The organism is Pseudomonas sp. 14P5.3.2 (assembly GCF_057799175.1).
On the sequence record NZ_JBYOKU010000010.1, the window covers coordinates 24061 to 48419 of the forward strand.

Here is a 24359-nt window from a genome sequence, read left to right on the forward strand (position 1 = left end):
AGCCTGCTCGCGAAGGGGTCATCACAGCCAACTCAGGAAATCGCTTTGACCCCACGCCCAAACCGCTCCCGATACACCGACGGCGGCACCCCGACCACGCTGCGAAACGCCACGCGAAAACTTTCCACCGAGCGATAACCGCAGCGTTCGGCGATCTGTTCGGTGTTGTGCACGGTGCTTTCCAGCAGCTCCCGCGCCCGGGCCAGTCGCTCGTGTTGCAGCCACGCCTTGGGCGATTGCCCGCTGGCCTCGGTGAAACGCCGCAGAAAAGTGCGCTCGCTCATCGCCGCTTCGCTGGCCAGATCGCGAACTTCCAGTGGTTGGTGCAGGCGCTCGCGGGCCCACTGCATCACCCGCGACAAGTCGTTGCGTGGTGTCGGGCTGACCGGCGTGGGGATGAACTGTGCCTGACCACCAGTGCGTTGCGGCGACATCACCAGACGCCGGGCCACCGCGTTGGCGACCTGGGTACCGAAATCCCGTGTCACCAGATGCAGGCACGCATCGATCCCGGCGGCGCTGCCCGCCGAGGTAATCAACTGGCCGGAGTCGACGTAGAGCACATCCGGATCCACCGCAATCGCCGGGAAGCGCCGCGCCAGTTCATCGGTGTAGCGCCAGTGTGTGGTCGCGCCGCGGCCGTCGAGCAAGCCACTGGCGGCCAGCACAAACACCCCGGAGCAGATCGACAGCAGCCGCGCACCTTGGGTGTAGGCCTGTCGCAAGGCGTCGATCAGGGCCGGCGGCACCTCGGCATCACGGTCACGCCAACCGGGAATAATAATGGTGCGCGCCTGTGCCAGTAGTTCCAGGCCGCCGTCGGCCAGTACCTGAATCCCGCCCATGGCGCGCATCGGCCCTTGGTCGACGGCGACGATGCGATGCTCGTACCACGGGAAATCGAACTCAGGCCGGGCCAGGCCGAAAATCTCCACGGCGATGCCGAACTCGAACGTACAGAGGCCGTCGTAGGCCAGAATCGCGACCAATCCAGGTGAATTTGGCATTTGGCGGAAAATTCCCGGTGAGTGTCTTGCCCGCCACTGTAGCGCCAAGTGCTGGCCCGATAAAGTCTGTTTACACCCCCAACAGATGTAGGAGCTAAACAGCATGACCAGCCTGGTTCGCGAAATTCCTGCCGCACCGTCAGCGATTGCCTTGATGCATTTCAGCAACCGTCTGACCTTCGAGACCGATTGTTCCGACGTCTTCAGCAGCCAGGAGGCCGGCGAAGTCGATTTTGTGCTGGTCGATGTGCGCGGGCCGCTGGCGTTCGAGCGCGGTCATGTGCCGGGGGCCATCAATATCCCGACACGTTTGCTGACGAGCGAAGGTCTGGCGGAGTATTCGAAGAACACGCTGTTCGTGGTCTATTGCGCCGGCCCGCACTGCAACGGCGCCAATAAGGCAGCGGTGAAACTGGCGGCGTTGGGTTACCCGGTCAAGGAGATGATCGGCGGCGTGACCGGATGGCTGGATGAAGGCTTTTCGCTGAGCGTCGAACAAGCCGCCAAAACCCCCATCGCCTGCGAATGCTGAATGCTTTTGTAGGAGCTGCCGCAGGCTGCGATCTTTTGACTTTTTTTAAGAACAAGAGCAAAAGATCGCAGCCTTCGGCAGCTCCTACATGAGTAATAGGTACCCTTTTCGAGGGTTTGTCCTACAGCCTTTGCACCATGTCGGCGCACCGTTGATCTCAGTCAACGGTGGCGCCGATTTTCTGTAAGTATTTGTCGCTTAAACACAATTTGCCCTGTGCGCGTCGCCATAGACTGCCGGCCACTTCGGTTTTTGCTTTCAAAAAGCCATGACCGAACGTTCAATCGAAAGCTGCCAATAAAAGCCTCCGCACACAGGAGTAATAAATGAAGAAGCTAGTGATGTTCGGTGCCCTGGCACTGTCGATGTTGTCCCTGACCGCTGTGGCCGAAGACGCCAAACCGATTCGTCTGGGGATCGAAGCCGCTTACCCGCCATTTTCGATGAAAACCGCTGATGGCAAACTCGCCGGGTTCGACGTCGATATCGGCGATGCCCTGTGCAAACAGATGGACGTCAAATGCGTGTGGGTCGAGCAGGAGTTCGATGGCCTGATCCCGGCACTCAAAGTGAAGAAGATCGACGCGATTCTGTCCTCGATGACCATCACTGACGACCGCAAGAAAAACGTCGATTTCACCATCAAGTACTACCACACCCCGGCGCGCTTCGTGATGAAGGAAGGCTCCGGTGTCAAAGACCCGCTGACCGAGCTCAAGGGCAAGAAAGTCGGCGTGCTGCGCGCCAGTACCCACGACCGCTATGCCACCGACATGGCCAAGGACGCCGGGTTTGAAGTGGTGCGCTATGGCTCGCAACAGGAAGCCAACCTGGACATGAAATCCGGCCGTCTCGACGCGATGCTGGCAGACTCGGTCAACCTCAGCGACGGTTTCCTGAAGACCGACGCCGGTAAAGGCTTCGAATTCGTCGGCCCGACCTACGAAGATGCCAAATACTTCGGCGGCGGTGCCGGGATTGCCGTACGCAAGGGCGATACCGAGCTGGCCGAGAAATTCAACAAGGCCATCACCGAAATCCGCGCCAATGGCGAGTACAAGAAAGTCCAGGACAAGTACTTCGACTTTGATGTGTACGGTCATTAATACGCTGTAGAAAAAAGTGGCCCCGTGAATGCGGTGGCCACTTTTTTTGTGCTCTCCCCCTGAAGACAAAGACCCCCTGTGGGAGCGGGCTTGCTCGCGAAGGCTGTATAACATTCAACACAATCATTGATTGATACACCGCCTTCGCGAGCAAGCCCGCTCCCACAGGGGATTTTCGCCGATTCAATTTTCAGGAGTTTTCTCATGCAACGCATCGACCATGTTCTGCCCTGGAGCCATTTGGGCAGCGAACGTTCCCTCAGCGTCTTCCGTTACGGCGCGGGCAGTCGCAAGGTGTACATCCAGGCCAGTCTGCACGCCGACGAACTGCCGGGCATGCGCACCGCATGGGAACTCAAACAACGCCTCAACGAGCTGGAACAGCAGGGTCGTTTGCAAGGCGTGATCGAGCTGGTGCCGGTGGCCAATCCGATCGGCCTCGACCAGCACCTGCAGGGCAGCCACATGGGCCGCTTCGAGCTGGGCAGCGGGAAGAATTTCAACCGCTCGTTTGTCGAACTCAGCGCGCCAGTGGCGGCGCGAATCGGCGAGCAACTGGGCAGCGATGCCGTGGCCAACATCGCCTTGATCCGCCAGACCATGGGGCAGGTGCTCGATGAGCTGCCAGCCCCGGCCTCGCAACTGGAAGCACTGCACCGCTTGCTGCTGCGCCATGCCTGCGACGCCGACATCACTCTTGATCTGCATTGCGATTTTGAAGCGGCGATTCACATCTACGCGCTGCCTCAACATTGGCCGCGCTGGCAATCGCTGGCGGCGCGACTGAAGGCTGGCGTTGCGCTGTTGTGTGAAGACTCCGGTGGCAGTTCGTTCGACGAATCGTGCTCGTCGCCGTGGCTGCGCCTGGCGCGGGCGTTCCCGAACGCGGCGATTCCTCCGGCTAACCTCGCCACCACCCTGGAACTGGGCAGCATGGGCGACACGCGGGTCGATCAGGCCCAGGCCAATTGCGAAGCGATTCTCGGCTTTCTCGCCGAGCAGGGCTTCATCAGCGGCGAATGGCCGGCGGCACCGGCCGAGTGCTGCGAAGGCATGCCGTTCGAAGGCACCGAATACCTGTTTGCGCCGCACCATGGCGTGGTCAGCTTCCTGCGCAACGCCGGGGAATGGGTCGAGAAGGGCGACGCGCTGTTCGAGGTGGTGGATCCGTTGAATGACCTGCTGACTACCGTGCGCGCCGGCACCAGCGGCGTGCTGTTTGCGATTGATCGCGGGCGTTACACCCAGCCGGGGATCTGGCAGGCCAAGGTGGCGGGGCGCGAACCGATTCGGGTGGGCAAGCTGATCAACGACTGAATCCAGACCTCACCCACCCCTGTAGGAGCTGCCGAAGGCTGCGATCTTTTGATCTTGCTTTTAAAAGTCAAAGTCAAAAGATCGCAGCCTGCGGCAGCTCCTACAGGTCTGGGTGAGGCAGGTTAAGCCTGTTAGGCTCCACCGACGAACCCGACACTCTGTGAAGGAAGGCTTTATGTTGAAGGCGTTTGCCCTGTTAACCCTCCTGGCGTCCAGCGCCGTCCATGCGCAAACCACGCTGCAAAGCGACTTGCCACTGAAGTACATCGAACAGGTTCACCCGGACGCTGACACTCGGCCACTGGTTATTTTTCTGCACGGCTACGGCAGTAACGAAGCCGATCTGATCGGTATGAAGTTTCAGCTGCCGGCGCAGTACAACTACCTGTCGGTGCAGGCGCCGTTGGCGTTGGGCGAAGGGCGTTTCCAGTGGTTTCGCAAGAAAGGCGAAGGTGCCTACAACGGCGAGACCGATGATCTGCAGGCCAGCGGCCAGAAGTTGCGGGATTTTATCGCGCAGGCGGCGCAGAAATATCACGCCAGCCCGGACAAGGTGTACCTGATCGGCTTCAGCCAAGGCGCGATGATGACCTACGAAGTGGGCTTGCGTCCGCCCGTGGCGGTCGGTGGCATCGCGGCGTTGAGCGGACGGCTGTTGCCGGTATTGAAAACCGAGCTCAAGGCGCAGCAACAACCGTTGCCGCTGAAGATCTTCATCGGCCACGGCACCGCCGATGATCGGGTGCCGTACCGCGACGGCACCGCGGCCAATGCGCTGCTGCAAAAACTTGCCTACACACCCGAGTTTCACGCCTATCCCGGTGTCGGCCACAGCATCAGCGCGGCCGAGCTGCGCGACTTGAATGCCTGGCTGCAGCAGCTCAATCCGTGACGATCACTTGTCCTTGAGGATGGTTTTCACCAGCGCATCGTGACCGCTCTTGTCGCTGGCCCGGGAAATCACCTGGACCAGCGCCATGCGCTTGCCGGAGGCGGCGAGCAGCGTGGTGTTGAGTGTCTGGCCGCCGCCCTGAGTGGCGGTGCTGTCGACCTGACGCACACCGAGGCCGCTGCTTTTCTGGGTCAGGCTTTTTTCACTGAGCTTGTTGAAATCCGGCAGAGCCTTGCGTTGATCATCAATGAAACTCGCCAGGCTGCCATCGAGAAATTCGTTGTCGTTGTCCTTGACGCTGGCGCCACCGGCGATCTGGTTTTCGGCGGCGATGACCACAGTCTTGGTCGCCTGATTGGTGTACATCGTGCCCTTGGCACCGGTTGGCCCGGCCGGCAGCGGGTCGGCGGTGAAGCCTTTGGGCAGGACGAAGGTGAACTTGCCGTCGAGCATCGACACGTTGTTGGTCGAGGCTTTTTCCTTGGGCTTGGCTGCCTGGGCGTTGAGGGCGCCGAAACCGGCGACCGCCGCCAGCAACAGGACGACGGCTTTCTTGCTGAGCAATGACATGTGAATCTCCGAGGGATGGTCGCGCCAGGGCGGCGATGATCCCACGGAGCATGCCTGGCATTCCAGCGCGGTTTGTCAGGCGTTTGCGTCAGCCTTGGGGTGGTTGGCCTTTGCCGGGACCTGTCGAGCCAGCAACTTGCGAGTGACGCCGAGCATGGCCACCGACACCGCGACACCGGCGATGAATCCGCTGAGGCCCAGGCTTGGCAGGGTCAGCGCCGACACCAGGCAAAACGCCGAAAACGAGTACATGCCGATCGCCGTCGCCCGCAGCAATGCCGCGGTAAACGCCGGGCCGCGGGTCTGTTGCGAGAACACCGCCATCACACTGCCGAGCACCGGGAACACCGCGAGCAGGCCGCTCCAGCGCTCACCCACGGTACTCGCGAGCATCGTCACCAGCAGCGTCAGCGCCGCGCCGGCAATCATGCGCCAGATGAGTTTGTCCGACTTCGGCGCCGGGCCATTCAACACCGGTTGCACGTCGGGAAACAGGTGCGGCGCCGCCAACAGGGCAATCGCCGCCGCAGCGATCGAGAACGGCAGCGACGGCGGAATCAGCGACAACACCAGCGCCAGTCCCGCCCAAACCGACAGCGAAACCGTCAACGCCCACGGCCAGTTCGCCCGCTGCGCCACCTGCGCGTAGGTGATGCAGAACGCGATCATGGCGAACATCGCTGACAGCGCTGCAACCGCCGATTGCGCAGCAAACTGCGGCCCCTGTTCGATGGCGAGGAAGAACAGAATCGGCCCGACCACCACCGGCAACCCCGACAGCCAACCGGCCACGCTCGGCCCCCAGCGCTTGCCGGCGAGGGAAATCAGCAGCAGAAATCCGGGGATCAACAGTAATTTGAGAATCAGCACGCGGGAGGCCTCGGGGAAGGAAGTGGCCAAGGTAACCGATTGGCGCATTGATCGACAGTTTTTGTATACAAAGTCTGCGGGTGATATCCGCTATGCTCTGAAGATCGGGGTTTACCGGAGTCGATACCGCGATGAGCAAACCATCGAAGTTGCTGCGTGGATGCTGTGGCATCGGCTTGTGGGCGTTGTTACTCACGCCGACCTGGGCCAATTGGCAGGACGCCGTGCCCGGCGCGCAAATCATCGGCACCGGTGATTTCAGTGTGTTCGGTTTCGACGTCTACAACGCCCGGTTGTGGAGCGCGGCACGCCCGTTGTCGACCGAACAACCCTTCGCTCTGGAGCTGATCTATCGGCGCAAGATCTCCCGTGACGATCTGGTGCAGGCCAGTGTCGATGAAATCAAACGGCTGGCAGGCTCGGGAGTCAGTCCGGCACAACTGGCCGCGTGGCAAGGGCAAATGGAGCAATCGTTCGTCGATGTGCAGGCTGGCACACGGATTACAGGCGTGTATCTGCCAGGGCAGGGCGCACGGTTTTTTGTCGGTCAGCAGTTGCAGCATGAAATCGATGATCCACAGTTTGCCCGGGCGTTTTTCAACATTTGGCTTGATCCGCGTACGCGCAATCCGCAATTGCGCGAGCAACTGTTGGGCATGACCCGATAGAGTCTTTGTTCTTCAAGGCGCTGACTGAAACGTCTAAGCTGCGACTTTCCGACTTGTTTCTGGATGTGTGCGTGAAATTCAGCTTACCCAAAATTGCCACTGCGCCGTTCTGCCCGCCGGAAGTGGCCGGCAGTGTGGAAGTCGATCCCCGCGCCTCGTTTTTCAAACGTGCGCTGCGTTTTGCCGGTCCCGGATTGCTGGTGTCGATCGGTTACATGGACCCGGGCAACTGGGCGACGGCCATCGAGGCCGGTTCGCGTTTTGGTTACAGTTTGCTGTTTGTGGTGCTGCTGGCGAGTCTGGCGGGGATGGTCGTGCAGTGCTTGTGTTCGCGCCTGGGGATTGCCACCGGTCGCGATCTGGCGCAGCTGTCCCGCGAGCGCTACAGCACGCCGGCCGCACGCCTGCAATGGGTGTTGGCGGAAATCTCGATCATCGCCACCGATCTGGCCGAAGTGCTCGGTTGCGCCCTGGCATTCCACTTGTTGCTCGGCTGTTCGCTGACCTTCGGCATCGCCCTGACGGCCTTCGACACGCTGCTGGTACTGGCCCTGCAGAACCGTGGCTTCCGTCGGCTGGAGGCGATCATGCTGGTGCTGGTGGCGACCATCGGCGTGTGTTTCTTCGTTGAACTGGTACTGATCAAACCCTACTGGCCAGACGTGTTCGCTGGCTTCAAACCGTCGCTTTCGGCGATCAGCGATGCCGCGCCGCTGTATCTGGCGATCGGCATCCTCGGCGCCACGGTGATGCCGCACAACCTCTACCTGCACACCTCGATCGTGCAGACGCGGATGATCGGCCAGGACCTGGCGAGCAAGCAGGACGCGGTGAATCTGGCACGCATCGACACCATCGGTTCACTGGCGCTGGCGTTGCTGGTCAACGCGGCGATTCTGATTCTGGCGGCGGCTGCGTTTCACCAGTCCGGGCATACCGATGTGGTCGACATTCAGGACGCCTACCACCTGCTCGACCCGCTGGTCGGCGGCGCGCTGGCCAGCGTGCTGTTCGGCGTCGCATTGCTGGCGTCGGGACAGAGCTCGACGTTCACCGGGACCATCGCCGGACAGGTGATCATGGAGGGTTATCTGAACCTGCGGATTCCCTGCTGGCAGCGGCGTTTGATCACTCGCGGACTGGCACTGATCCCGGCGTTCATCGGCGTGTGGCTGATGGGGGATAACGCGGTGGGCAAGTTGCTGGTGTTGAGTCAGGTGGTGCTCAGCCTGCAACTGCCATTTGCGCTGTACCCGCTGATTCGCATGACCAGCGACAAACAGCTGATGGGGCCGTTTGTGAATAGACTGCCGACCCGGGTGCTGGCTTGGGGGCTGTTTGCGGTGATCAGTGGGGCGAATGCCTGGTTGATTTTGCAGATGGCGGTGTGAGTCTGGTTTTTCTGTAGCCTGAGCTGGCCCCTTCGCGAGCAAGCCCGCTCCCACCTTGGAATGCATTCCCCTGTGGGAGCGGGCTTGCTCGCGAAGAGGGAGGAACATTCACTGCAAATTTCAAAGGACAAAAAAACACCCGGTGCAACGCAAGTCGCACCGGGTTTTTGTTGCCAGCGAGCAGCGGATGTCGTGGATCCACCGCGCGCTGTGAACTCTTGGGTTAAGCGCGTTCCAGCGCCAGCGCCACACCCTGACCACCGCCGATGCACAGGGTCGCCAGACCTTTCTTCGCATCACGCTTGATCATTTCGTGCAGCAGTGTCACCAGCACCCGGCAACCCGACGCACCGATCGGGTGACCGAGGGCGATGGCGCCGCCGTTGACGTTGACCTTGTCCAGATCCCATTGCAGATCCTTGGCTACTCCCAGCGATTGCGCAGCGAAAGCTTCGTTGGCTTCGATCAGGTCGAGTTGGCCGATGTTCCAGCCCGCCTTGTCCAGGCAGCGGCGAGTGGCCGAGACCGGGCCGATGCCCATGATCGCCGGGTCTACACCGGCGTTGGCGTACGCGGCGATTTTTGCCAGCGCCGGTAGGCCCAGGGCCTTGGCCTTTTCGGCGCTCATCAGGATCACCGCAGCGGCGCCGTCGTTCAGCGACGAAGCGTTGCCGGCGGTGACACTGCCGTCCTTCTTGAACGCCGGACGCAGTTTCGCCAGCGATTCGGCGGTGGTGTCGCCGCGTGGTTGTTCGTCGACCTTGAACGCTACCGGGTCACCTTTGCGCTGTGGGATCAGGATCGGCGTGATCTCATCGACAAAGCGCCCGGCCTCGATGGCAGCCGCCGCTTTGCGCTGCGAAGCGGCGGCGAAGGCGTCCTGCTGCTCGCGGCTGATCTCATATTTATCGACCAGATTCTCGGCAGTGATGCCCATGTGGTAATCGTTGAACGCATCCCACAGGCCATCGCTGATCATGGTGTCGACGATTTGCGCATGCCCCATGCGCAGACCGGTGCGTGCGCCCGGCATCACGTAGTTGGACAGGCTCATATTCTCCTGACCGCCAGCGATGATCACCTCGGCATCGCCGCAACGGATCGCCTGCGCGCCCAGGTGCAGGGCTTTCAGGCCCGAGCCGCAGACCTTGTTCAGGGTCATGGCCGGCACGGCGTGGGGCAGGCCGGCCTTGATCGCGGCCTGACGCGCCGGGTTCTGGCCGGCGCCGGCAGTCAGCACCTGACCCATGATCACTTCATCGACCTGCGCACCGTCCAGACCAGTCTGTTCGAGCAACTGGCGAATCACCGCAGCGCCCAGATCCACGGCGGACACGCTGGCCAGAGAACCCTGGAAACTGCCGATCGCGGTGCGGGTGGCGGCAACAATTACGACGTCTTGCATTTTCGAATTCCTCACTGGGCAGCGAACTGCATTTCCGGTACGTGATCCGGGACGATCAGTTTACCAGCGGTTTTGGCGACGATTTCCTCGACGCTGACGCCAGGTGCGCGTTCCTTGAGGACAAAAGCGCCATTTTCGATTTCCAGATAGGCGAGGTCGGTCAGTACGCGCTTGATGCAGCCGGCGCCGGTCAGCGGCAGGCTGCACTTGGCCAACAGTTTGGACTCACCGTCCTTGGAAGCGTGGGTCATGATCACGATGATGTTGTCGGCCCCGGCCACCAGATCCATCGCGCCGCCCATGCCCTTGACCAGTTTGCCGGGAATCATCCACGAAGCGATGTTGCCTTCGACGTCGACCTCGAACGCGCCGAGCACGGTCAGGTCGACATGCCCGCCGCGAATCATCGCGAAGGATTCGGCGGAGTTGAAGATCGATGCGCCGATGCGCGCGGTCACGGTCTGTTTGCCGGCGTTGATCATGTCGGCATCGATGGTGTCTTCAGTCGGAAAAGGCCCCATGCCGAGCAGGCCGTTTTCCGATTGCAGCATGACTTCCATGCCTTCGGGAATGTAGTTGGCGACCAGGGTCGGAATGCCGATGCCGAGGTTGACGTAGTAGCCGTCCTGCATTTCGCGGGCGACGCGCTGAGCCATTTGTTCGCGGGTAAGTGCCATGTTTTTATTCTCCGTCAGCCTGAATTATTTGCGGATGGTGCGCTGTTCGATGCGCTTTTCGAACGTGCCGCAAATGACCCGGTCGACGTAGATGCCGGGGGTGTGGATCTGCGACGGATCCAGCTCGCCGGGCTCGACGATTTCTTCGACTTCGACCACAGTGATCTTGCCGGCGGTGGCGGCCAGCGGGTTGAAGTTCTGCGCAGTGTGGCGGTAGATGACGTTACCGAAATGGTCGGCTTTCCAGCCTTTGACGATGGCGAAATCGCCGGTGATGGACTCTTCCATCAGGTATTTGCGCCCGTTGAACTCGCGCACTTCCTTGCCTTCGGCGACCGGGGTGCCGACGCCGGTGGCGGTGAAGAAGGCCGGGATGCCGGCGCCGCCTGCGCGCATTTTCTCGGCGAGGGTGCCTTGCGGGGTCAGGATGACTTCGATGTCGCCCTTGAGCAGTTGCTCTTCGAACAGTTTGTTTTCGCCGACGTAGGAGGCGATCACCTTGCTGATCTGGCGGTCGGTCAGCAGCACACCGAGGCCGAAACCATCGACGCCGCAGTTGTTGGAAACCACGGTGAGGTCGCGGGTGCCCTTGCGCTTGATCTCGGCGATCAGGTTTTCCGGGATGCCGCACAGGCCAAAGCCGCCGGCGATCACGGTCATGCCGTCTTCCAGACCCGCCAGAGCTTCCTCGTAGGAACTCACGCGCTTGTCGAAACCTGCCATATGCACCTCTTTTATTGTTTGTCGGGCGGCTGGCTAGCCGAATGACTGGAGTGTCTCGCTGAGGGATATATTTGTTAAGTTGATTTTTAAGGTTGATTGATTGATAAAGCTCAATAGTTGACGCTATCCCTGTAGGAGCTGCCGCAGGCTGCGATCTTTTGATGTTGTTTTTAAGATCAAGATCAAAAGATCGCAGCCTGCGGCAGCTCCTACAGTGATTATGGCGTTTATCCGGCAATATCGCGCAAGGGCGCTATCCAGTATGACCATCAAACAGATCCGCGCCTTCCTCGCCGTGGCCCAGAGCCTGAGCTTCGCTGTGGCCTGTGAGCGCCTGCACCTGTCGCAATCGGCACTGAGCCTGACCATCAAGGCGCTGGAAGAGGGGCTGGGTGGGCGGCTGTTCAGCCGCAACACGCGCAACGTGGCGCTGACTGCCGAAGGCGAATCGCTGCTGCCGCTGGCCCGGCGCCTGATCGCCGACTGGGACAACGCCGAAGACGAAATGCGCCAGCGCTTCAGCCTGCAACGCGGACGGGTGACGCTGGCGGCGATGCCATCGTTTGCCGGCAACCTGCTGCCGCCGATCCTCAAGACGTTCCGCGCGCGCTATCCGAACGTCAACGTCACGGTCAACGACGTGATCAACGAGCAAGTGCTGGAGATGGTCCGCGACCGGCAGGTGGAGCTGGGCGTGGCATTCGAGCCGATGCAGAACACCTCGCTGACATTTACCCCGCTGTACATGGACCGCTTTGTCGCCGTGGTGCCACAGGATTCAGCGCTGGCCGGGCTTGGCGAAATCGACTGGCAGACCTTGCTGCAGGAACCGTTCATCACCCTGCAACGGCCGTCGACGGTACGGGTGATGCTCGAAGAACACTTGCAGGCTCGGGGCCTGAAACTGCCGGTGGAATTCGAAAGCCATCAACTGGCAACGGTCGGGCGTATGGTTGCCAGCGGGCTCGGGGTCAGTGCGGTACCGGCGCTGTGTGCCGAGCAGATGCAGGAACTGGGTGCGTGTTGCCTGACCCTGAATGATTCGGTGGAGCGGGCGATTGGTGTACTCACGGAACCGGGAAATGAACTGTCGGCGGCGGCGCAGGCACTGTTCGACATCCTCAAAGCTGAACACTGAACACTGAACACTGAACACTGAACACTGAACTGCGATCCCATCCCTGTAGGAGCTGCCGAAGGCTGCGATCTTTTGATCTTGCTTCTAAAAAACAAAGTCAAAAGATCGCAGCCTTCGGCAGCTCCTACAGGGGATTTTCGGCATTCAGGAAGTCAAGCGTTGCACCAGCAGCGGCAGCAGTTGCTCACATGACGCCTCGATCTTCAGATCCAGCAGATCATCGGCGCGGGTCTTGCCCAGATTGATCGCCAGCAACGGCTTGCCCCGATCAGCAATCACCCGGCACAGACGAAACGCCGAATACGCCATCAGCGACGAACCCACCACCAGCAATCCCGCAGCATTCTCTGCCGCCGCCATGGCTCGCGCCGCTGTCGGTTGCGCCACGTTCTCGCCGAAAAACACCACGTCCGGCTTCATCCGTTCACCGGCGCAATACGGGCACTGCGGAGTCTGAAAGCGTGCTTCGAAGGCCGGGTCGAGCAGGGTATCGCCGTCCGGCGCCTGCACCGCGTCGACCCCGGCCAGATACGGATTCTGCTCGACCATCCGCTGCTGAATGTCGTCACGCGCGCTGCGCTGGCCGCAATCCAGGCACAGCACCCGGTGCAGACTGCCGTGCAGTTCGATCACGTCCTGACTGCCGGCCTGATCGTGCAGGGTGTCGACGTTCTGCGTGATCAAGGCGCTTATCAGTCCCTGGCGCTGCAACTCGGCCAGTGCTTGATGCGCGGCATTGGGCCGCGCCTGACGCACCCGCGGCCAGCCAAGCATGGCCCGCGCCCAGTAGCGACGACGGGATTCCGGGGCGGCGAGAAATTCCTGATACATCATCGGTTGCCGGCCACGGCGCACACCTTCGCTGTCGCGGTAATCCGGGATGCCCGACGGCGTGCTGATACCGGCGCCGGTCAGCACCAGGAAATCGCCATCGGCCATGGCCTGGTGCAAGGTATCGAGGTGTTCGCGGGTCGGGCTGTCGAGCATGGTCAGCGCTCCGGGGAGGACGATGCCCGCAGGTTAGCATTAACCTTGTGGCGAGGGAGCTTGCTCCCGCTGGACTGCGCAGCAGGCCTGTTGTTGCGGTCGCTTCGCAACCCGACGGGAGCTAGCTCCCTCGCCACAGGTGATAGCGGTGATCTATTTGCGTGCCTCCAGAATCAGATTGAACGGCGTCTGCGTCGCCCGGCGGAAATGCTTGAACCCGGCCTCGGCAAACACCTTGCGCAAGCGCATTTCACCGGCCTGCGCACCCAGCCCCAGGCCGACTTCCTGCGACAGCGAATTCGGCGTGCAGATAAAGGTCGAGGCCGCGTAAAACAGTCGTCCAACCGGGTTGATGTTGTCGTCCAGCGCATCGTTGGCAAACGGCTCGACCAGCAGCACCGTGCCGTCATCCTTCAACGATTTAAACGCATGCCGCGCAGCGCCGACCGGGTCGCCCATGTCGTGCAGGCAGTCGAAGTAGCAGATCAGGTCGTAGTCGCTGCCGGGGTAACTTTTGGCAGTGCTCTGGAGGAATTTCGCCCGGCTGCTGACGCCACCTTCTTCGGTGCGCTGGGTGGCGACGGTGATCGACGGCGCGTGGAAGTCAAAGCCGACGAATTGCGAGTTGGGAAACGCCTGCGCCATGATCACCGTCGAGGCGCCGTGGCCGCAGCCGATGTCGGCGACTTTGGCGCCGTCTTCAAGTTTGGCGACCACACCGTCCAGCGCCGGCAGCCATTCCGCGATCAAGTGACCTTTGTAGCCGGGGCGAAAGAAGCGTTCGGTGCCGCTGAACATGCAGGGGTGATGATCGCCCCAGGGCAGGGCGCCGTTGCCGCGCATGGCTTTGACCAGTTTGTCCTTGTCGTGGAAGAACGACGCCACCACACCGAGTCCGCCGGCGACATACACCGGCGAGTCTTCGACAGCCAGGGCCAGCGCCTGCTCTTCCGGCAGACGGAACTGGCCATCGTGGTGTTCCATATAGCCGGACGCGGCGTGGGCGCTGAGCCATTCGCGCACCAGGCGCGGGTTGCAGGTGGTTTTTTCGGCGAGGGCTTGCGGGGTAATCGGCTGACTGTCGGCCATTGCCCGGTACAGCCCGAGTTCTTCGCCAACGATCACGTTCGCCAGCATTGCGGCGCCGCCCATGTCGTTGACCAGTTTGCCCATGAATGCATTGAGCCTTGATTCGTCCATCACGAGTGCTCCTGATACAGGATCACCGTCCGGTGGCAAAACGATGTCGAGGCATGGGCCGCAGGGCAGTGGTCACAGAAGTGGGCAGGGCACAGCTGACTCCGTCCTGCATTCCCCCTCGACCGGGTAATGAATCAGTCTAGCCGGGCTGGAGCAAGATGCAGCGTTTGTGGCTCACCCAATCCCCCTGTGGGAGCGGGCTTGCTCGCGAAGGCGTTGTATCAGTCAACTAATCGGCTAGCTGACACGCCGCTTTCGCGAGCAAGCCCGCTCCCACAGGGGATTTGTGATGCTCCATTCCGCCGTTTAGCGCCGGTCGCCGCCCGTTCACAGGTCGCGCACCATCAGCCATTGATCGTTGTCCCAGGCCCGAAAGCGCTCCAGCACGGTCGTGGCAATCCCACCAGTGTTTCGAGGGCTTTACAAAATCCCGCCACTCATCGGCCCGGCGACTGTTTTAGCGGCTCTTCGGACGATTGACTGGGACGCCGCTGACCCTCGGCGCGATAGTGGGGTGAGTGGGCCAGTCCCCCCCAACCTGCAGCGGAGCGCGATTGATGAGTACCCCCATTGATCTGACGGGCCTGAAAGAGCGCCAGAAAGTCGCCTGGGCCAGCGGCGATTATGCGGTGATCGGCACCACCTTGCAGATCGTCGGCGAAAACCTCGCCGAGGCCTGCGACTTGCGCTGCGATGAGGAGGTGCTGGATGTCGCCGCCGGCAATGGCAATGCGACTCTGGCGGCGGCGCGGCGCGGTTGTCAGGTGACCTCGACCGACTATGTCGCGGCGTTGCTGGAGCGTGGACAGGATCGGGCGCGGGCCGAACATCTTGATGTGATTTTTCAGGTCGCCGATGCCGAAGCATTGCCGTTCGCCGACGAGAGTTACGACGCGGTGCTCTCGACGTTTGGCGTGATGTTCGCCCCGGATCAGGCCACCGCGGCTGCGGAATTGGCGCGGGTCTGCCGACGGGGCGGGCGGATCGGCCTGGCGAACTGGACGCCGGAAGGCTTTGTCGGCCAGATGTTCAAAGTCCTCGGCCGCCACGTGCCGCCGCCCGCCGTGGCCCAGCCGCCGTCGAACTGGGGCACCGAAGCGTGGTTGCACAGCCACTTCGATGAGCGCCAGTTCCTGCTGCAGGTCACGCGGCGCACGTTCAACTTCCGCTATCGCTCGGCGGCGCATTTCATCGACATTTTCCGCCACTGGTACGGGCCGGTGCACAAGGCCTTTGCGGCACTGCCGCCGGAAAGCGGGCAGGCGCTGGAGAGTAATCTGGCGGATTTGCTCAACCGCTCGAACCGGGTGGGAGAGCGATCGCTGGTGGTGCCGAGCGAGTACCTTGAGGTGGTCATCACCAAACGCTGAAAGATCAATGAAACCTTTGTAGGAGTGAGCCTGCTCGCGATGGCGGTGTGTCAGTCGGATATTTTTCTACTGACACACCGCCATCGCGAGCAGGCTCACTCCTACAGGGGAATGGTGTTTGGCAGGTATGGCGCTATTTCAAATGCGCCCCATCCACCCACTCCAGCGCCGTACGCCAGATGCAGATCCCCAGGAAATACGCCGACGCCAGCAGCCACAAACCCATCACCAGCGGATTGATCACCGGGTGATTGAGCACCAGCGACAGGCTGCACAGCAGCCAGATCGCCGTGACCGCGATGTTGATCGGCATGAACCGGCGCACGCGGAACGGGTGGAGGAATTTCATGCGGGTGACGGTCAGCAGCGCCAGACCGATGATGGTCAAAAAGGTGATCCACGGCCCCGGATTGATGATGTACAGGCACAGGGCAACCACGTTCCACGCGGCTGGGAAGCCGACGAAGTAGTTGTCCTTGCTCTTCATGTTGACGTTGCAGAAACAGAACAGCGACGACACCAGAATCAGCGACACGCTCAGCAGCAAGGTGTAGTCGGGCAGGGGAATGTAGCGGTAGATAAACAGCGCCGGGATGAACACGTAGGTCAGGTAGTCGATCACCAGATCGAGGATCGAACCGTCGAAACTGGGCAGCACCGATTGCACGTTGACCTTGCGTGCGAGCGCCCCGTCGAGACCGTCGACGATCAATGCCACGCCCAGCCACATCAGGCAATGGGTCGGCTGGTTCTCCAGCAGGGCGAGGGTCGCCAGAAATGCAGTGACCACGCCGGTCGCGGTAAAACCATGGGCGCCCCATGCTTTGAGCCTGGCGATGTGTACGGTCGATATCACAGGGGCGTTCTCCAGATAAATGAAGCAAGCCGGTTATCACCCTTTGGCAAAGGGCGCCGGCAAACCGGGTCGGGTTGCAGCTATCGACCGGTCAGGCCGGGATAAGGTTCATCACCTTTGAATCTTAGCTGGCCGCACAAAAAATACCTCGGCGAAATCCGCCGACGGCAGCCGGTGTCAGCCAAACGGTGCTGGCGCGCCGGCGTCGGCGGTCTATCGTTGCCTGACGCAGTTATTGCCAATGCCTGAGGACGAGATCATGAACACCAGCGATTTGCTCGAACAACTGCTGCGAGGCCAGGCCTCGGCGGGACAATCTAGTGGCGCCTCGGCTGGCGCAGGTCTGGGCGGACTGGGCGGCTTGCTCGGTGGCTTGTTGGGCGGCGGCGCGAGTACAGGCGCCAGTGGCGCGCAGTCCGGTGGGCTGGGCGGTCTGGGTGGATTGCTGGGTGGTTTGCTTGGCGGCGGTGGCGGCGGTGGATTGGGCGGCGCGCTGGGCGGGGCACTCGGTGGCGGCGGTACACAAAGTCGTTCCGGCGGTACCAATTATGCGGCACTGGCCTCGCTGGGGATGATGGCGTACCAGGCGTATCAGGCCTGGCAACGCAGTCAGGCGTCGGCGGCGCCACAGCAGATTCCGCCAACCGCAAATCTGCTGGCCGGGCCCGAAGTCGAGGAACACGGGCATGCTGTGCTGCGGGCACTGATCGCGGCAGCCAAGGCTGATGGTGAGATCGACGCACGGGAACGGCAAATGATCGATGAAGAGATTGGCAATCACACCGACGATCCAGGATTGCAGCAATGGTTTAACGCTGAAGTTGCCAAACCGCTGGATGCGAACGAAGTAGCCGAGGCCGCCAACGGCGACCCGGCCATGGCCGCCGAAATGTACCTGGTCAGCGTGATCCTGGTGGACGACCAGCAAGACGCCGAACGCACCTACCTGGATGAACTGGCTGCCGCGTTGCAGATCGACCCGCAATTGCAGGTGCACCTGGAACAGCAGGCCAAGGGGACGGTTTAAAGCAGAATCAAAAGATCGCAGCCTTCAGAGCCAGACAGCATCCCACAACGGGTAATCACCCAAACGCTGCACCAGACCTGCCCACAATGGATTCATGACAATGTAGCGGGCGGCCGCTTTAAGGTCTTCATCGCGACGCAAGGCCCGGTCGTGATATCCGCGTTGCCACAGCGGCTCCGAATTGCCTTGCAGCAGGTTGACCGAGCGACTACTGCGCGATTTGACGCGGCACATTAATTGCGCAAGAGAGCCTTGTTTTAATTCGACCAGCCAATGGAGGTGGTCCGGCATCACAACCCAGGCTAGCGAATGAACCATTCCCGCTTGATCGGCAGCCCGCATCTGTCCTACCAATAGTCGTCCCGCTCTCCAATCCGAAAAAACCGGTCGACGCTCCTCAACCACCGCCGTCAGCATATAAACCCGCCCAACCTCCGAATAACGTCCCTTACGTAAACCGCAGGCTTTTGCAGCTTCAGGCATTCCATTGCCCTCCGTAAACATCGTCCTTGAACACTAGCGCTACAAAAACAACCCGCTCGGCCAAGCCATTACACGATGTAAATGTAGGAGCTGCCGAAGGCTGCGATCTTTTGATCTTGATCGTAAAAGACAAAATCAAAAGATCGCAGCCTTCGGCAGCTCCTACAGTGGTCAAGTGAAAGAGAAATGGCGCTGATCCGGCCGTCCGTCAGGGCGATTTTCATGTTGATTGAATTTTTCTCCGTAGCGGTTGCTCTGCTGATGTAGAGGCGTGAAACAACGCCCTGACCGGCCAACCGAGCGAGAACACTGACATGACTGCCCTGACCCCTCTGCATGCGCCGAGTGCGCAGCACCAGCCAATCACTGCCAACGGTGAATTGCGGCGTATTTATGAGGCACTGCTGCTCGAGGATCAGCCTGAAAATCTTGCGCAGGATTTTCTCGCCGAGCAGTTGCAACGTGCCGCGCTGTTACCCGAAGCGCTACCGCAGGATCCGTCTGCCTGGCAGGACTGGGTCGCCCGACATTGCACCGACGTTGCCCGGCAATACGCCGACTACCTGCAACAACGCAAGGCTGGCGGGCCGCGCCAGTTCTTCAGCAACAAAGCCCATGCGTTGTACTTTCTGCAAGCCGTGGCGCCGACCAAACTGGTGGATGGCGCGTGGTTGTACGGTTTGTTGCCGCAATGGCGCGACCTGCGTTTCGACGGGTTGCTGTGTACCTATCTGGAAGAGCTCGGCGACGGCAATCCTGCGCAGAATCATGTGGTGATCTACCGCAAACTGCTCGCTGAGCACGGCTTGCAGGACGCCGGCGCCATCGACGACGAACGCTACCTGCAAGGCGCGCTGCAACTGGCACTCGGCGCCTGTGGCGAAAGCTTTCTGCCCGAGGTGATCGGCTACAACCTCGGCTACGAACAATTGCCGCTGCACTTGCTGATCAGTGCCTACGAACTCAGCGAGTTGGGCATTGATCCGTACTACTTCACCCTCCACGTGACCATCGACAACGCCAGCACCGGCCATGCGCAAAAAGCCGTGCAGTCGGTGCTCGACCTGCTGCCGCTGGAAGCTGATCGTGGCGAATTCCTGCGCCGGGTGTCGCTGGGCTATCGACTCAACGACCTGGGGCAGGGCAGCCGCGCAATCATCGAAGGTTTCGACCTCGAGCAGGAAGTGCTGGCGATGCTCGAGCGCAAACGTCCGTTCGGTCAGCACATGCATTCCGACTACTGCCGCTTCGAAGGCAAAACCGTCAATCAGTGGCTGGCCACCCCCGAGCAACTGCCCGGATTTCTTCAGGCGATGCAGGACAAAGGCTGGATCAAGCGCAATCAAGATCCGCAGGCCAGCCGTTTCTGGCAGTTGATCGATGGCGACGGTGCGGCGATGTTCGGCGTGTTCAGCCCTTATGAAAAGCAGCTGCTGCACGACTGGATTGCCGGCGACTGGACGCCGTCCGAGAAAGCCCAGGCGCCAAGACGCACTCGTCAGGTCGCCACCCCGGACGCCGCCGTGCCCGAACACGATCCCGATGTGCAGCGCCTGACGGCCGCGCTGCAAGGTCAGGACGGACACGCGCAAATGGCGACGCTGATCCCATGGTTGTCACCGGCCCGGCACGCGCACCCGGCGGGTCTGCTGGCGACACGTCGCTTTATCGAACTCAAATCCAGTCTGCGCTAAGGAAATCTCCATGAATCAGGAAGAACAACTGTCCGCCAACGACCTGACACTGCTGCAACTCGGCCGGCGCTTGCAGGCTGACGGCTACCGTTTCGTCACGCCGACGCCCTTGACTCATCAGCGGGTTAATCAGCGTGACGAAGGGCAGGTCGCCGACACCCTGCGCGACGTCTTCGGCTGGTCGCGGCCGTTCGAGCCGGGGCTGTTGTCTGCCGACGAACAACGGCAGTTACAGGATGCGCAAGTGATTGACGTCTACGACGGCCGCTTGAAGAGCCGGGTGCGCTGGTCGAGTCTGGATGACTTGCTGTTCGTGCATTCGGGATTTCCCACCGACGCCGCCGACTCGGTGTTTTTCGGCCCGGACACCTACCGTTTTGCGCAACTGATTCACGCGCATCTGCAGCAGAGTTTTGCGCCGATCCAGCGTGCCGTGGACATCGGCTGCGGTGCCGGTGTCGGGGCGATTCTGATTGCCCGCGCCCGGCGTGAAGCGCAAGTGCTGGCGGTGGACATCAACCCCGCCGCGCTGCGCCTGACCGCGATCAACGCGGCACTGGCCGAGGTCGCCAATATCGAGGTGCAGGCCAGCGATGTGTTGCAGGGCACCGAAGGCAGCTTCGACCTGATTGTCGCCAACCCGCCGTACATGGCCGACCCGGCCGGGCGCGCCTATCGGCATGGCGGTGGCTCGCTCGGCGCCGGATTGTCGCTGCGTATCGTCGAGCAGGCACTCAATCGGCTGGCCCCCGGTGGTTCGTTGCTGCTCTACACCGGCGTGGCCATGGTCGATGGCCGCGATCCGTTTTTCGACACGGTGGTGCCGCGCCTGGATTCGACGCGATTCGCCTGGACCTATCGCGAACTGGACCCGGACGTGTTCGGTGAAGAGTTGTTGAACCCCGGTTACCAGCGAGTGGACCGGATCGCCGTGGTCGCGCTGACCGTGACCCGCATTGGCTGACACAAGGCAGGTGCGCCATGACCAGGAACCTCGACGACTACAACCGCATGCGCGATTTTTCGGCGACGTCCGAGCCCGCCGCCGTCAAACGCCGTGGCCGCAGCAAGGCCAGCGACCATGCGCTGCAGTTCTGCATTCAGAAGCACGACGCTTCGCACCTGCATTACGACTTTCGCCTGGAACTCGATGGCGCGCTGAAGAGCTGGGCGGTGCCGAAGGGGCCGTCGCTCGATCCCAAGGTCAAGCGCCTGGCGGTGCACGTCGAAGACCATCCGCTGGATTACGCGACGTTCGAGGGCAGCATTCCCGAGGGGCATTATGGCGCGGGCGATGTGATCGTCTGGGATCGCGGCGTGTGGATTCCGCTGGAGGATCCGGCCAAGGCCTACGCCAAGGGCAAACTCAAGTTCGAACTGCAAGGCGAAAAGCTCTCCGGCATCTGGAATCTGGTGCGCACGCACATGCCGGGCAAGAAGGAAAACTGGTTTCTGATCAAACATCAGGACAGCGCCGCCCGCCCGCAAGACGACTATGACGTGCTCAGTGCAGAGCCGGACAGTGTGCTCAGCGAGCGTACCCTGATCAGCAAACCGAGGCTCGCCGCCGAGCAAGCCAAACCTGTGAAAAAGTCTGCGGCCAAACCTCGCAAAGCGGCGTCCGGAACACTCACCGGTGCACGCAAGGCCAAACTGCCGGCGCAACTCAAGCCGGAACTGGCGACCCTGGTCGACAGCGCACCCGAGGGGCAGTGGAGCTACGAGATCAAGTTCGATGGCTATCGGATCATGGCGCGCATTGATCATGATCAGGTGCAACTGTTCACCCGCAACGGTCACGACTGGACGCACAAACTGCCGCAACAGGCGCAAGCCCTCGCTGAGCTGGGTCTTGAATCCGCATGGCTGGACGGCGAAGTGGTGGTCACCAACGAACGCGGTGTACCGGACTTTCAGGCGCTGCAAAACGCCTTCGAAGCCGGGCGCAGCGCCAGCATCATGTACTACCTGTTCGACATGCCGTACCTCAACGGTGTCGACCTGCGCGAAGTGCCGGTCGAGGAGCGCCGCGCGGCGTTGTCCACGGTGCTCGGTGGGCATGAACAGCCGTTGCTGCGCTTCTCCGAAGCCTTTGACGAAACGGCGGATGCACTGCTCAACAGCGCTTGCCAGATGCAGATGGAAGGGCTGATCGGCAAACGCCTCGGCTCGCCATACGTGTCGCGGCGCAGCAGTGACTGGATCAAGCTCAAGTGCAAGCATCGGCAGGAATTCGTGGTCGTCGGCTACACCGATCCGAAAGGTTCGCGCAGTGCGTTCGGCGCGTTGCTGCTGGGCCTGCATGATCGTGACAGCGGCGAGTTGCGCTATGCCGGCAAGGTCGGCACCGGGTTCAACGAAACCACACTGAAAAGCATCCTCGCCCAGCTCAAGCCGTTGCAGGGGAAGAAGGCGGCGGTGGTCAATCCGCCGAGCGGCTTCGAAGCCAAAGGCGTGCATTGGCTCAAACCGAATCTGTTGGCAGAAGTGGCGTTCGCTGAAATGACCAAGGACGGCTCGGTACGCCACGCCGTGTTCCATGGTCTGCGCAATGACAAACCGGCCAAGGCGATTACCGAGGAGCGAGCGAAATCCGTGAAAACTTCAGCGAAAGCCACCCCTGCGAAAAAAGCTGCCGCGTCGAAGAAAGCTAGCGAATCAAACAAAGCGGCTGAGTCAAAGAAAGCCGAACCGGCGCCGTCACAGCTGGGGCTGGCCAGCGGCAAGGTGCGTATCACTCACCCGGATCGGGTGATCGATGCGGTCAGTGGCACCACCAAGATGCAACTGGCCGAGTATTACGCCAGCGTCGCCGAGTGGATTCTGCCGCAGCTCAAGGATCGCCCGGTCGCGCTGGTGCGGGCGCCGGACGGCATCGCCGGCGAGCTGTTCTTCCAGAAAAACGCCGAGCATCTGGCGATTCCCGGGATCACCACGCTGGACAAGGATGTCACTGGCCAGCCGGTGATGCTGATCAACAACGCCGAAGCGTTGATCGGCGCGGTGCAGATGAGCACGGTCGAGTTGCACACCTGGAACGCCACCACGGTCGATCTGGACAAGCCTGACCGGTTTGTCCTCGATCTCGACCCCGACCCGGCATTGCCATGGAAAAGCATGGTGGAAGCCACGGCACTGACGCTGACCGTACTCGATGAACTGGGACTCAAGGCGTTCCTCAAGACCAGCGGCGGCAAGGGCATTCACCTGGTGGTGCCGTTGACGCGCAAACTTGGCTGGGATGAGGTCAAGGATTTCAGCCACGCGATCGTCAGCCATATGGCCAAGCTGTTGCCGGAACGGTTTTCTGCGGTTTCGGGGCCGAAGAATCGGGTTGGACGGATCTTCATCGACTATCTGCGTAACGGTCTTGGCGCGACGACGATCTGCGCTTACGCCGCGCGCACCCGTGAAGGCTTGCCGGTATCGGTGCCGATTTATCGCGAAGAGGTGGCCGAGCTGAAGGGGGCCGATCAGTGGAACGTGAGCAACGTCCACCAGCGCCTGGCGGAGGTCGGTGACAAGCCGTGGGCAGACCTGAAGAAAACCCGCCAGAGCATCACCGCAGACATGCGCAAACGGCTGGGCCTGAAAAAGTAATCAGGCGTCGCGCAGCAAGTCGTGAGCGTTGAGTAGCTCGAAAGCAATTTCCGGTCGATTTTCCAGACCTCGGCGGATCGCCGCCGGGATTGCTTGCCGGGTTTTGCGGCACAGGCCGGGCAGTTCGTCGATGACGATTGCAATGCCGCGCATGGTGCGCACCTCATTGAAGCCCGGTGCGACGTCCACGCGAATGCCCAACTGCTCGAACATCTTGCGCTGCAGGCGTTCGAGATCGGCCAGACTCTGCAGGTTTTCCAGACGTTCGAGCAGGCGCTTTTCTTCCTGCCGGGTCAGCAGCAAGATGCGCACATCCGCGCCGGGCGTTTCCAGCAACGGATCGCGCCCGCAAATGCAGGCGCCGGGTGGGCAAGGCGAGCGAATGGGCAAAGGAGTCGTCATGGCCTCCATCATAATAGAGGCCGTTCGGCCAGTTTGCCCATGGTCGCTCAGTTCCATCCATCGGCGGTGCTATACGGGCTTGTTACTGATTCAGGCCTTCGTAATGCGCCAGTATCGCGTTGGCCAGCTCTTCATCACTGGCGTTGATGCCGGGATTGTCCTGCCGCACCTGTTGCAATACAGACTCCAGATAGACCCCTCGGATCGCACCGTCGCTGGCGACAAATGCCGTCAGGTCGTCACGGGCGGGGATGACCATCTTGTGGTCCTTGAAGGTTGAATAAAGCGAAGCGGATACCCCGGCCGAGGTAGCGACGTCCTTGGCATCCACACGGGCCATGGCCGAGCCGAATGGCAGGCATAAGATTAACGACGAAACGAGCAATAACTTGCGCATGACGGTGTTCCTCCACAAGCGCGAAGCAAAAGGGAAGTACTACATAG

At 61.2% G+C, this 24359-nt stretch carries 24 protein-coding genes; 12 read left to right on the top strand and 12 right to left on the bottom strand.

Translation table 11 applies throughout. The features are described from left to right. Window positions 1–32 precede the first annotated feature (32 nt). Window positions 33–1007 carry a transcriptional regulator FtrA gene (ftrA, locus tag AC27VU_RS10375; protein ID WP_488723985.1) on the bottom strand — a complete coding sequence of 325 codons (975 nt, stop codon included), beginning with the start codon at window positions 1005–1007 and terminating at the stop codon, window positions 33–35. 103 nt (window positions 1008–1110) lie between these two features. On the opposite strand from ftrA, the gene AC27VU_RS10380 reads away from it, so the two are divergent. The 4 genes from AC27VU_RS10380 (at window position 1111) to AC27VU_RS10395 (ending at window position 4854) form a co-directional block, all read left to right on the top strand. Further along, on the top strand, window positions 1111–1539 hold the full coding sequence (locus tag AC27VU_RS10380; protein WP_262143057.1) for a rhodanese-like domain-containing protein: 429 nt from the start codon (window positions 1111–1113) through the stop codon (window positions 1537–1539). Between the two features lie 326 nt (window positions 1540–1865). Next, entirely contained in the window at window positions 1866–2645 is a 780-nt protein-coding gene (locus AC27VU_RS10385) for an ABC transporter substrate-binding protein (protein ID WP_488723986.1), read from the top strand. 204 nt (window positions 2646–2849) lie between these two features. Beyond that, entirely contained in the window at window positions 2850–3962 is a 1113-nt protein-coding gene (locus AC27VU_RS10390; RefSeq protein ID WP_488723987.1) for a succinylglutamate desuccinylase/aspartoacylase family protein, read from the top strand. Window positions 3963–4137: 175 nt separating this feature from the next. Next, window positions 4138–4854, top strand: a complete 717-nt coding sequence (locus AC27VU_RS10395) for an alpha/beta hydrolase (RefSeq protein ID WP_488723988.1) — start codon at window positions 4138–4140, stop codon at window positions 4852–4854. A gap of 3 nt (window positions 4855–4857) precedes the next feature. Here AC27VU_RS10395 and AC27VU_RS10400 read toward each other — a convergent pair whose 3' ends face one another. Both AC27VU_RS10400 and AC27VU_RS10405 read right to left on the bottom strand, forming a co-directional pair. After that, complete coding sequence (locus AC27VU_RS10400; RefSeq protein WP_027611648.1) at window positions 4858–5424, bottom strand: DcrB/PsbP domain-containing protein; 567 nt, start codon at window positions 5422–5424, stop codon at window positions 4858–4860. Between the two features lie 75 nt (window positions 5425–5499). Continuing rightward, entirely contained in the window at window positions 5500–6294 is a 795-nt protein-coding gene (locus tag AC27VU_RS10405; protein WP_045122539.1) for a hypothetical protein, read from the bottom strand. Window positions 6295–6425: 131 nt separating this feature from the next. Here AC27VU_RS10405 and AC27VU_RS10410 point away from each other — a divergent pair, with 131 nt between their 5' ends. Both AC27VU_RS10410 and AC27VU_RS10415 read left to right on the top strand, forming a co-directional pair. Further along, window positions 6426–6962: a chalcone isomerase family protein gene (locus AC27VU_RS10410; RefSeq protein WP_103521483.1), complete on the top strand. Its 537-nt coding sequence runs from the start codon at window positions 6426–6428 to the stop codon at window positions 6960–6962. Between the two features lie 71 nt (window positions 6963–7033). Continuing rightward, window positions 7034–8353 carry an Nramp family divalent metal transporter gene (locus AC27VU_RS10415; RefSeq protein ID WP_488723989.1) on the top strand — a complete coding sequence of 440 codons (1320 nt, stop codon included), beginning with the start codon at window positions 7034–7036 and terminating at the stop codon, window positions 8351–8353. 223 nt (window positions 8354–8576) lie between these two features. Here AC27VU_RS10415 and AC27VU_RS10420 read toward each other — a convergent pair whose 3' ends face one another. From AC27VU_RS10420 to AC27VU_RS10430, 3 genes are read right to left on the bottom strand one after another with little or no spacing between them, the layout of a single operon-like run. Further along, entirely contained in the window at window positions 8577–9758 is a 1182-nt protein-coding gene (locus AC27VU_RS10420) for an acetyl-CoA C-acetyltransferase (protein ID WP_488723990.1), read from the bottom strand. A gap of 11 nt (window positions 9759–9769) precedes the next feature. Next, window positions 9770–10435 carry a CoA transferase subunit B gene (locus AC27VU_RS10425; protein WP_003226176.1) on the bottom strand — a complete coding sequence of 222 codons (666 nt, stop codon included), beginning with the start codon at window positions 10433–10435 and terminating at the stop codon, window positions 9770–9772. A 24-nt stretch (window positions 10436–10459) separates the two neighbouring features. Next, on the bottom strand, window positions 10460–11158 hold the full coding sequence (locus AC27VU_RS10430) for a CoA transferase subunit A (protein ID WP_003226174.1): 699 nt from the start codon (window positions 11156–11158) through the stop codon (window positions 10460–10462). Window positions 11159–11420: 262 nt separating this feature from the next. On the opposite strand from AC27VU_RS10430, the gene AC27VU_RS10435 reads away from it, so the two are divergent. Further along, a complete protein-coding gene (locus tag AC27VU_RS10435; RefSeq protein ID WP_045122537.1) occupies window positions 11421–12296 on the top strand; it encodes a LysR family transcriptional regulator in 876 nt (291 codons plus the stop codon). A gap of 144 nt (window positions 12297–12440) precedes the next feature. On the opposite strand, the gene AC27VU_RS10440 is transcribed toward AC27VU_RS10435, so the two are convergent. Further along, window positions 12441–13283: an NAD-dependent protein deacetylase gene (locus tag AC27VU_RS10440; RefSeq protein ID WP_488723991.1), complete on the bottom strand. Its 843-nt coding sequence runs from the start codon at window positions 13281–13283 to the stop codon at window positions 12441–12443. 153 nt (window positions 13284–13436) lie between these two features. Beyond that, a complete protein-coding gene (locus tag AC27VU_RS10445) occupies window positions 13437–14483 on the bottom strand; it encodes a class I SAM-dependent methyltransferase (protein WP_488723992.1) in 1047 nt (348 codons plus the stop codon). A 557-nt stretch (window positions 14484–15040) separates the two neighbouring features. Here AC27VU_RS10445 and AC27VU_RS10450 point away from each other — a divergent pair. Next, on the top strand, window positions 15041–15853 hold the full coding sequence (locus tag AC27VU_RS10450) for a class I SAM-dependent methyltransferase (protein WP_488723993.1): 813 nt from the start codon (window positions 15041–15043) through the stop codon (window positions 15851–15853). Between the two features lie 133 nt (window positions 15854–15986). Here AC27VU_RS10450 and pcsA read toward each other — a convergent pair whose 3' ends face one another. Then, complete coding sequence (pcsA, locus tag AC27VU_RS10455; RefSeq protein ID WP_003226166.1) at window positions 15987–16709, bottom strand: phosphatidylcholine synthase; 723 nt, start codon at window positions 16707–16709, stop codon at window positions 15987–15989. A 259-nt stretch (window positions 16710–16968) separates the two neighbouring features. Here pcsA and AC27VU_RS10460 point away from each other — a divergent pair, with 259 nt between their 5' ends. Continuing rightward, window positions 16969–17736: a tellurite resistance TerB family protein gene (locus AC27VU_RS10460; RefSeq protein WP_488723994.1), complete on the top strand. Its 768-nt coding sequence runs from the start codon at window positions 16969–16971 to the stop codon at window positions 17734–17736. Between the two features lie 24 nt (window positions 17737–17760). On the opposite strand, the gene AC27VU_RS10465 is transcribed toward AC27VU_RS10460, so the two are convergent. Continuing rightward, window positions 17761–18219, bottom strand: coding sequence for an REP-associated tyrosine transposase (locus AC27VU_RS10465; RefSeq protein ID WP_488723995.1), 459 nt, complete (start codon window positions 18217–18219; stop codon window positions 17761–17763). A 314-nt stretch (window positions 18220–18533) separates the two neighbouring features. Here AC27VU_RS10465 and AC27VU_RS10470 point away from each other — a divergent pair, with 314 nt between their 5' ends. Genes AC27VU_RS10470 through ligD form a run of 3 tightly spaced genes read left to right on the top strand, consistent with a single transcriptional unit; the run spans window position 18534 to window position 23513 of the window. After that, window positions 18534–19913 (top strand): iron-containing redox enzyme family protein, encoded by a 1380-nt coding sequence (locus AC27VU_RS10470; protein WP_473020026.1) that lies wholly within the window; start codon window positions 18534–18536, stop codon window positions 19911–19913. Between the two features lie 10 nt (window positions 19914–19923). Further along, window positions 19924–20877, top strand: coding sequence for a methyltransferase (locus AC27VU_RS10475; RefSeq protein WP_488723996.1), 954 nt, complete (start codon window positions 19924–19926; stop codon window positions 20875–20877). Between the two features lie 17 nt (window positions 20878–20894). Then, entirely contained in the window at window positions 20895–23513 is a 2619-nt protein-coding gene (gene ligD / locus AC27VU_RS10480; RefSeq protein ID WP_488723997.1) for a DNA ligase D, read from the top strand. On the opposite strand, the gene AC27VU_RS10485 is transcribed toward ligD, so the two are convergent. Together AC27VU_RS10485 and AC27VU_RS10490 are read right to left on the bottom strand one after the other, a co-directional pair. Beyond that, window positions 23514–23915, bottom strand: a complete 402-nt coding sequence (locus tag AC27VU_RS10485) for a hypothetical protein (protein ID WP_103520397.1) — start codon at window positions 23913–23915, stop codon at window positions 23514–23516. Window positions 23916–23997: 82 nt separating this feature from the next. Continuing rightward, the gene (locus tag AC27VU_RS10490) at window positions 23998–24312 is read right to left on the bottom strand and encodes a DUF2388 domain-containing protein (RefSeq protein ID WP_003226153.1); all 315 of its coding nucleotides are present in this window, start codon (window positions 24310–24312) and stop codon (window positions 23998–24000) included. Window positions 24313–24359: the final 47 nt, after the last annotated feature.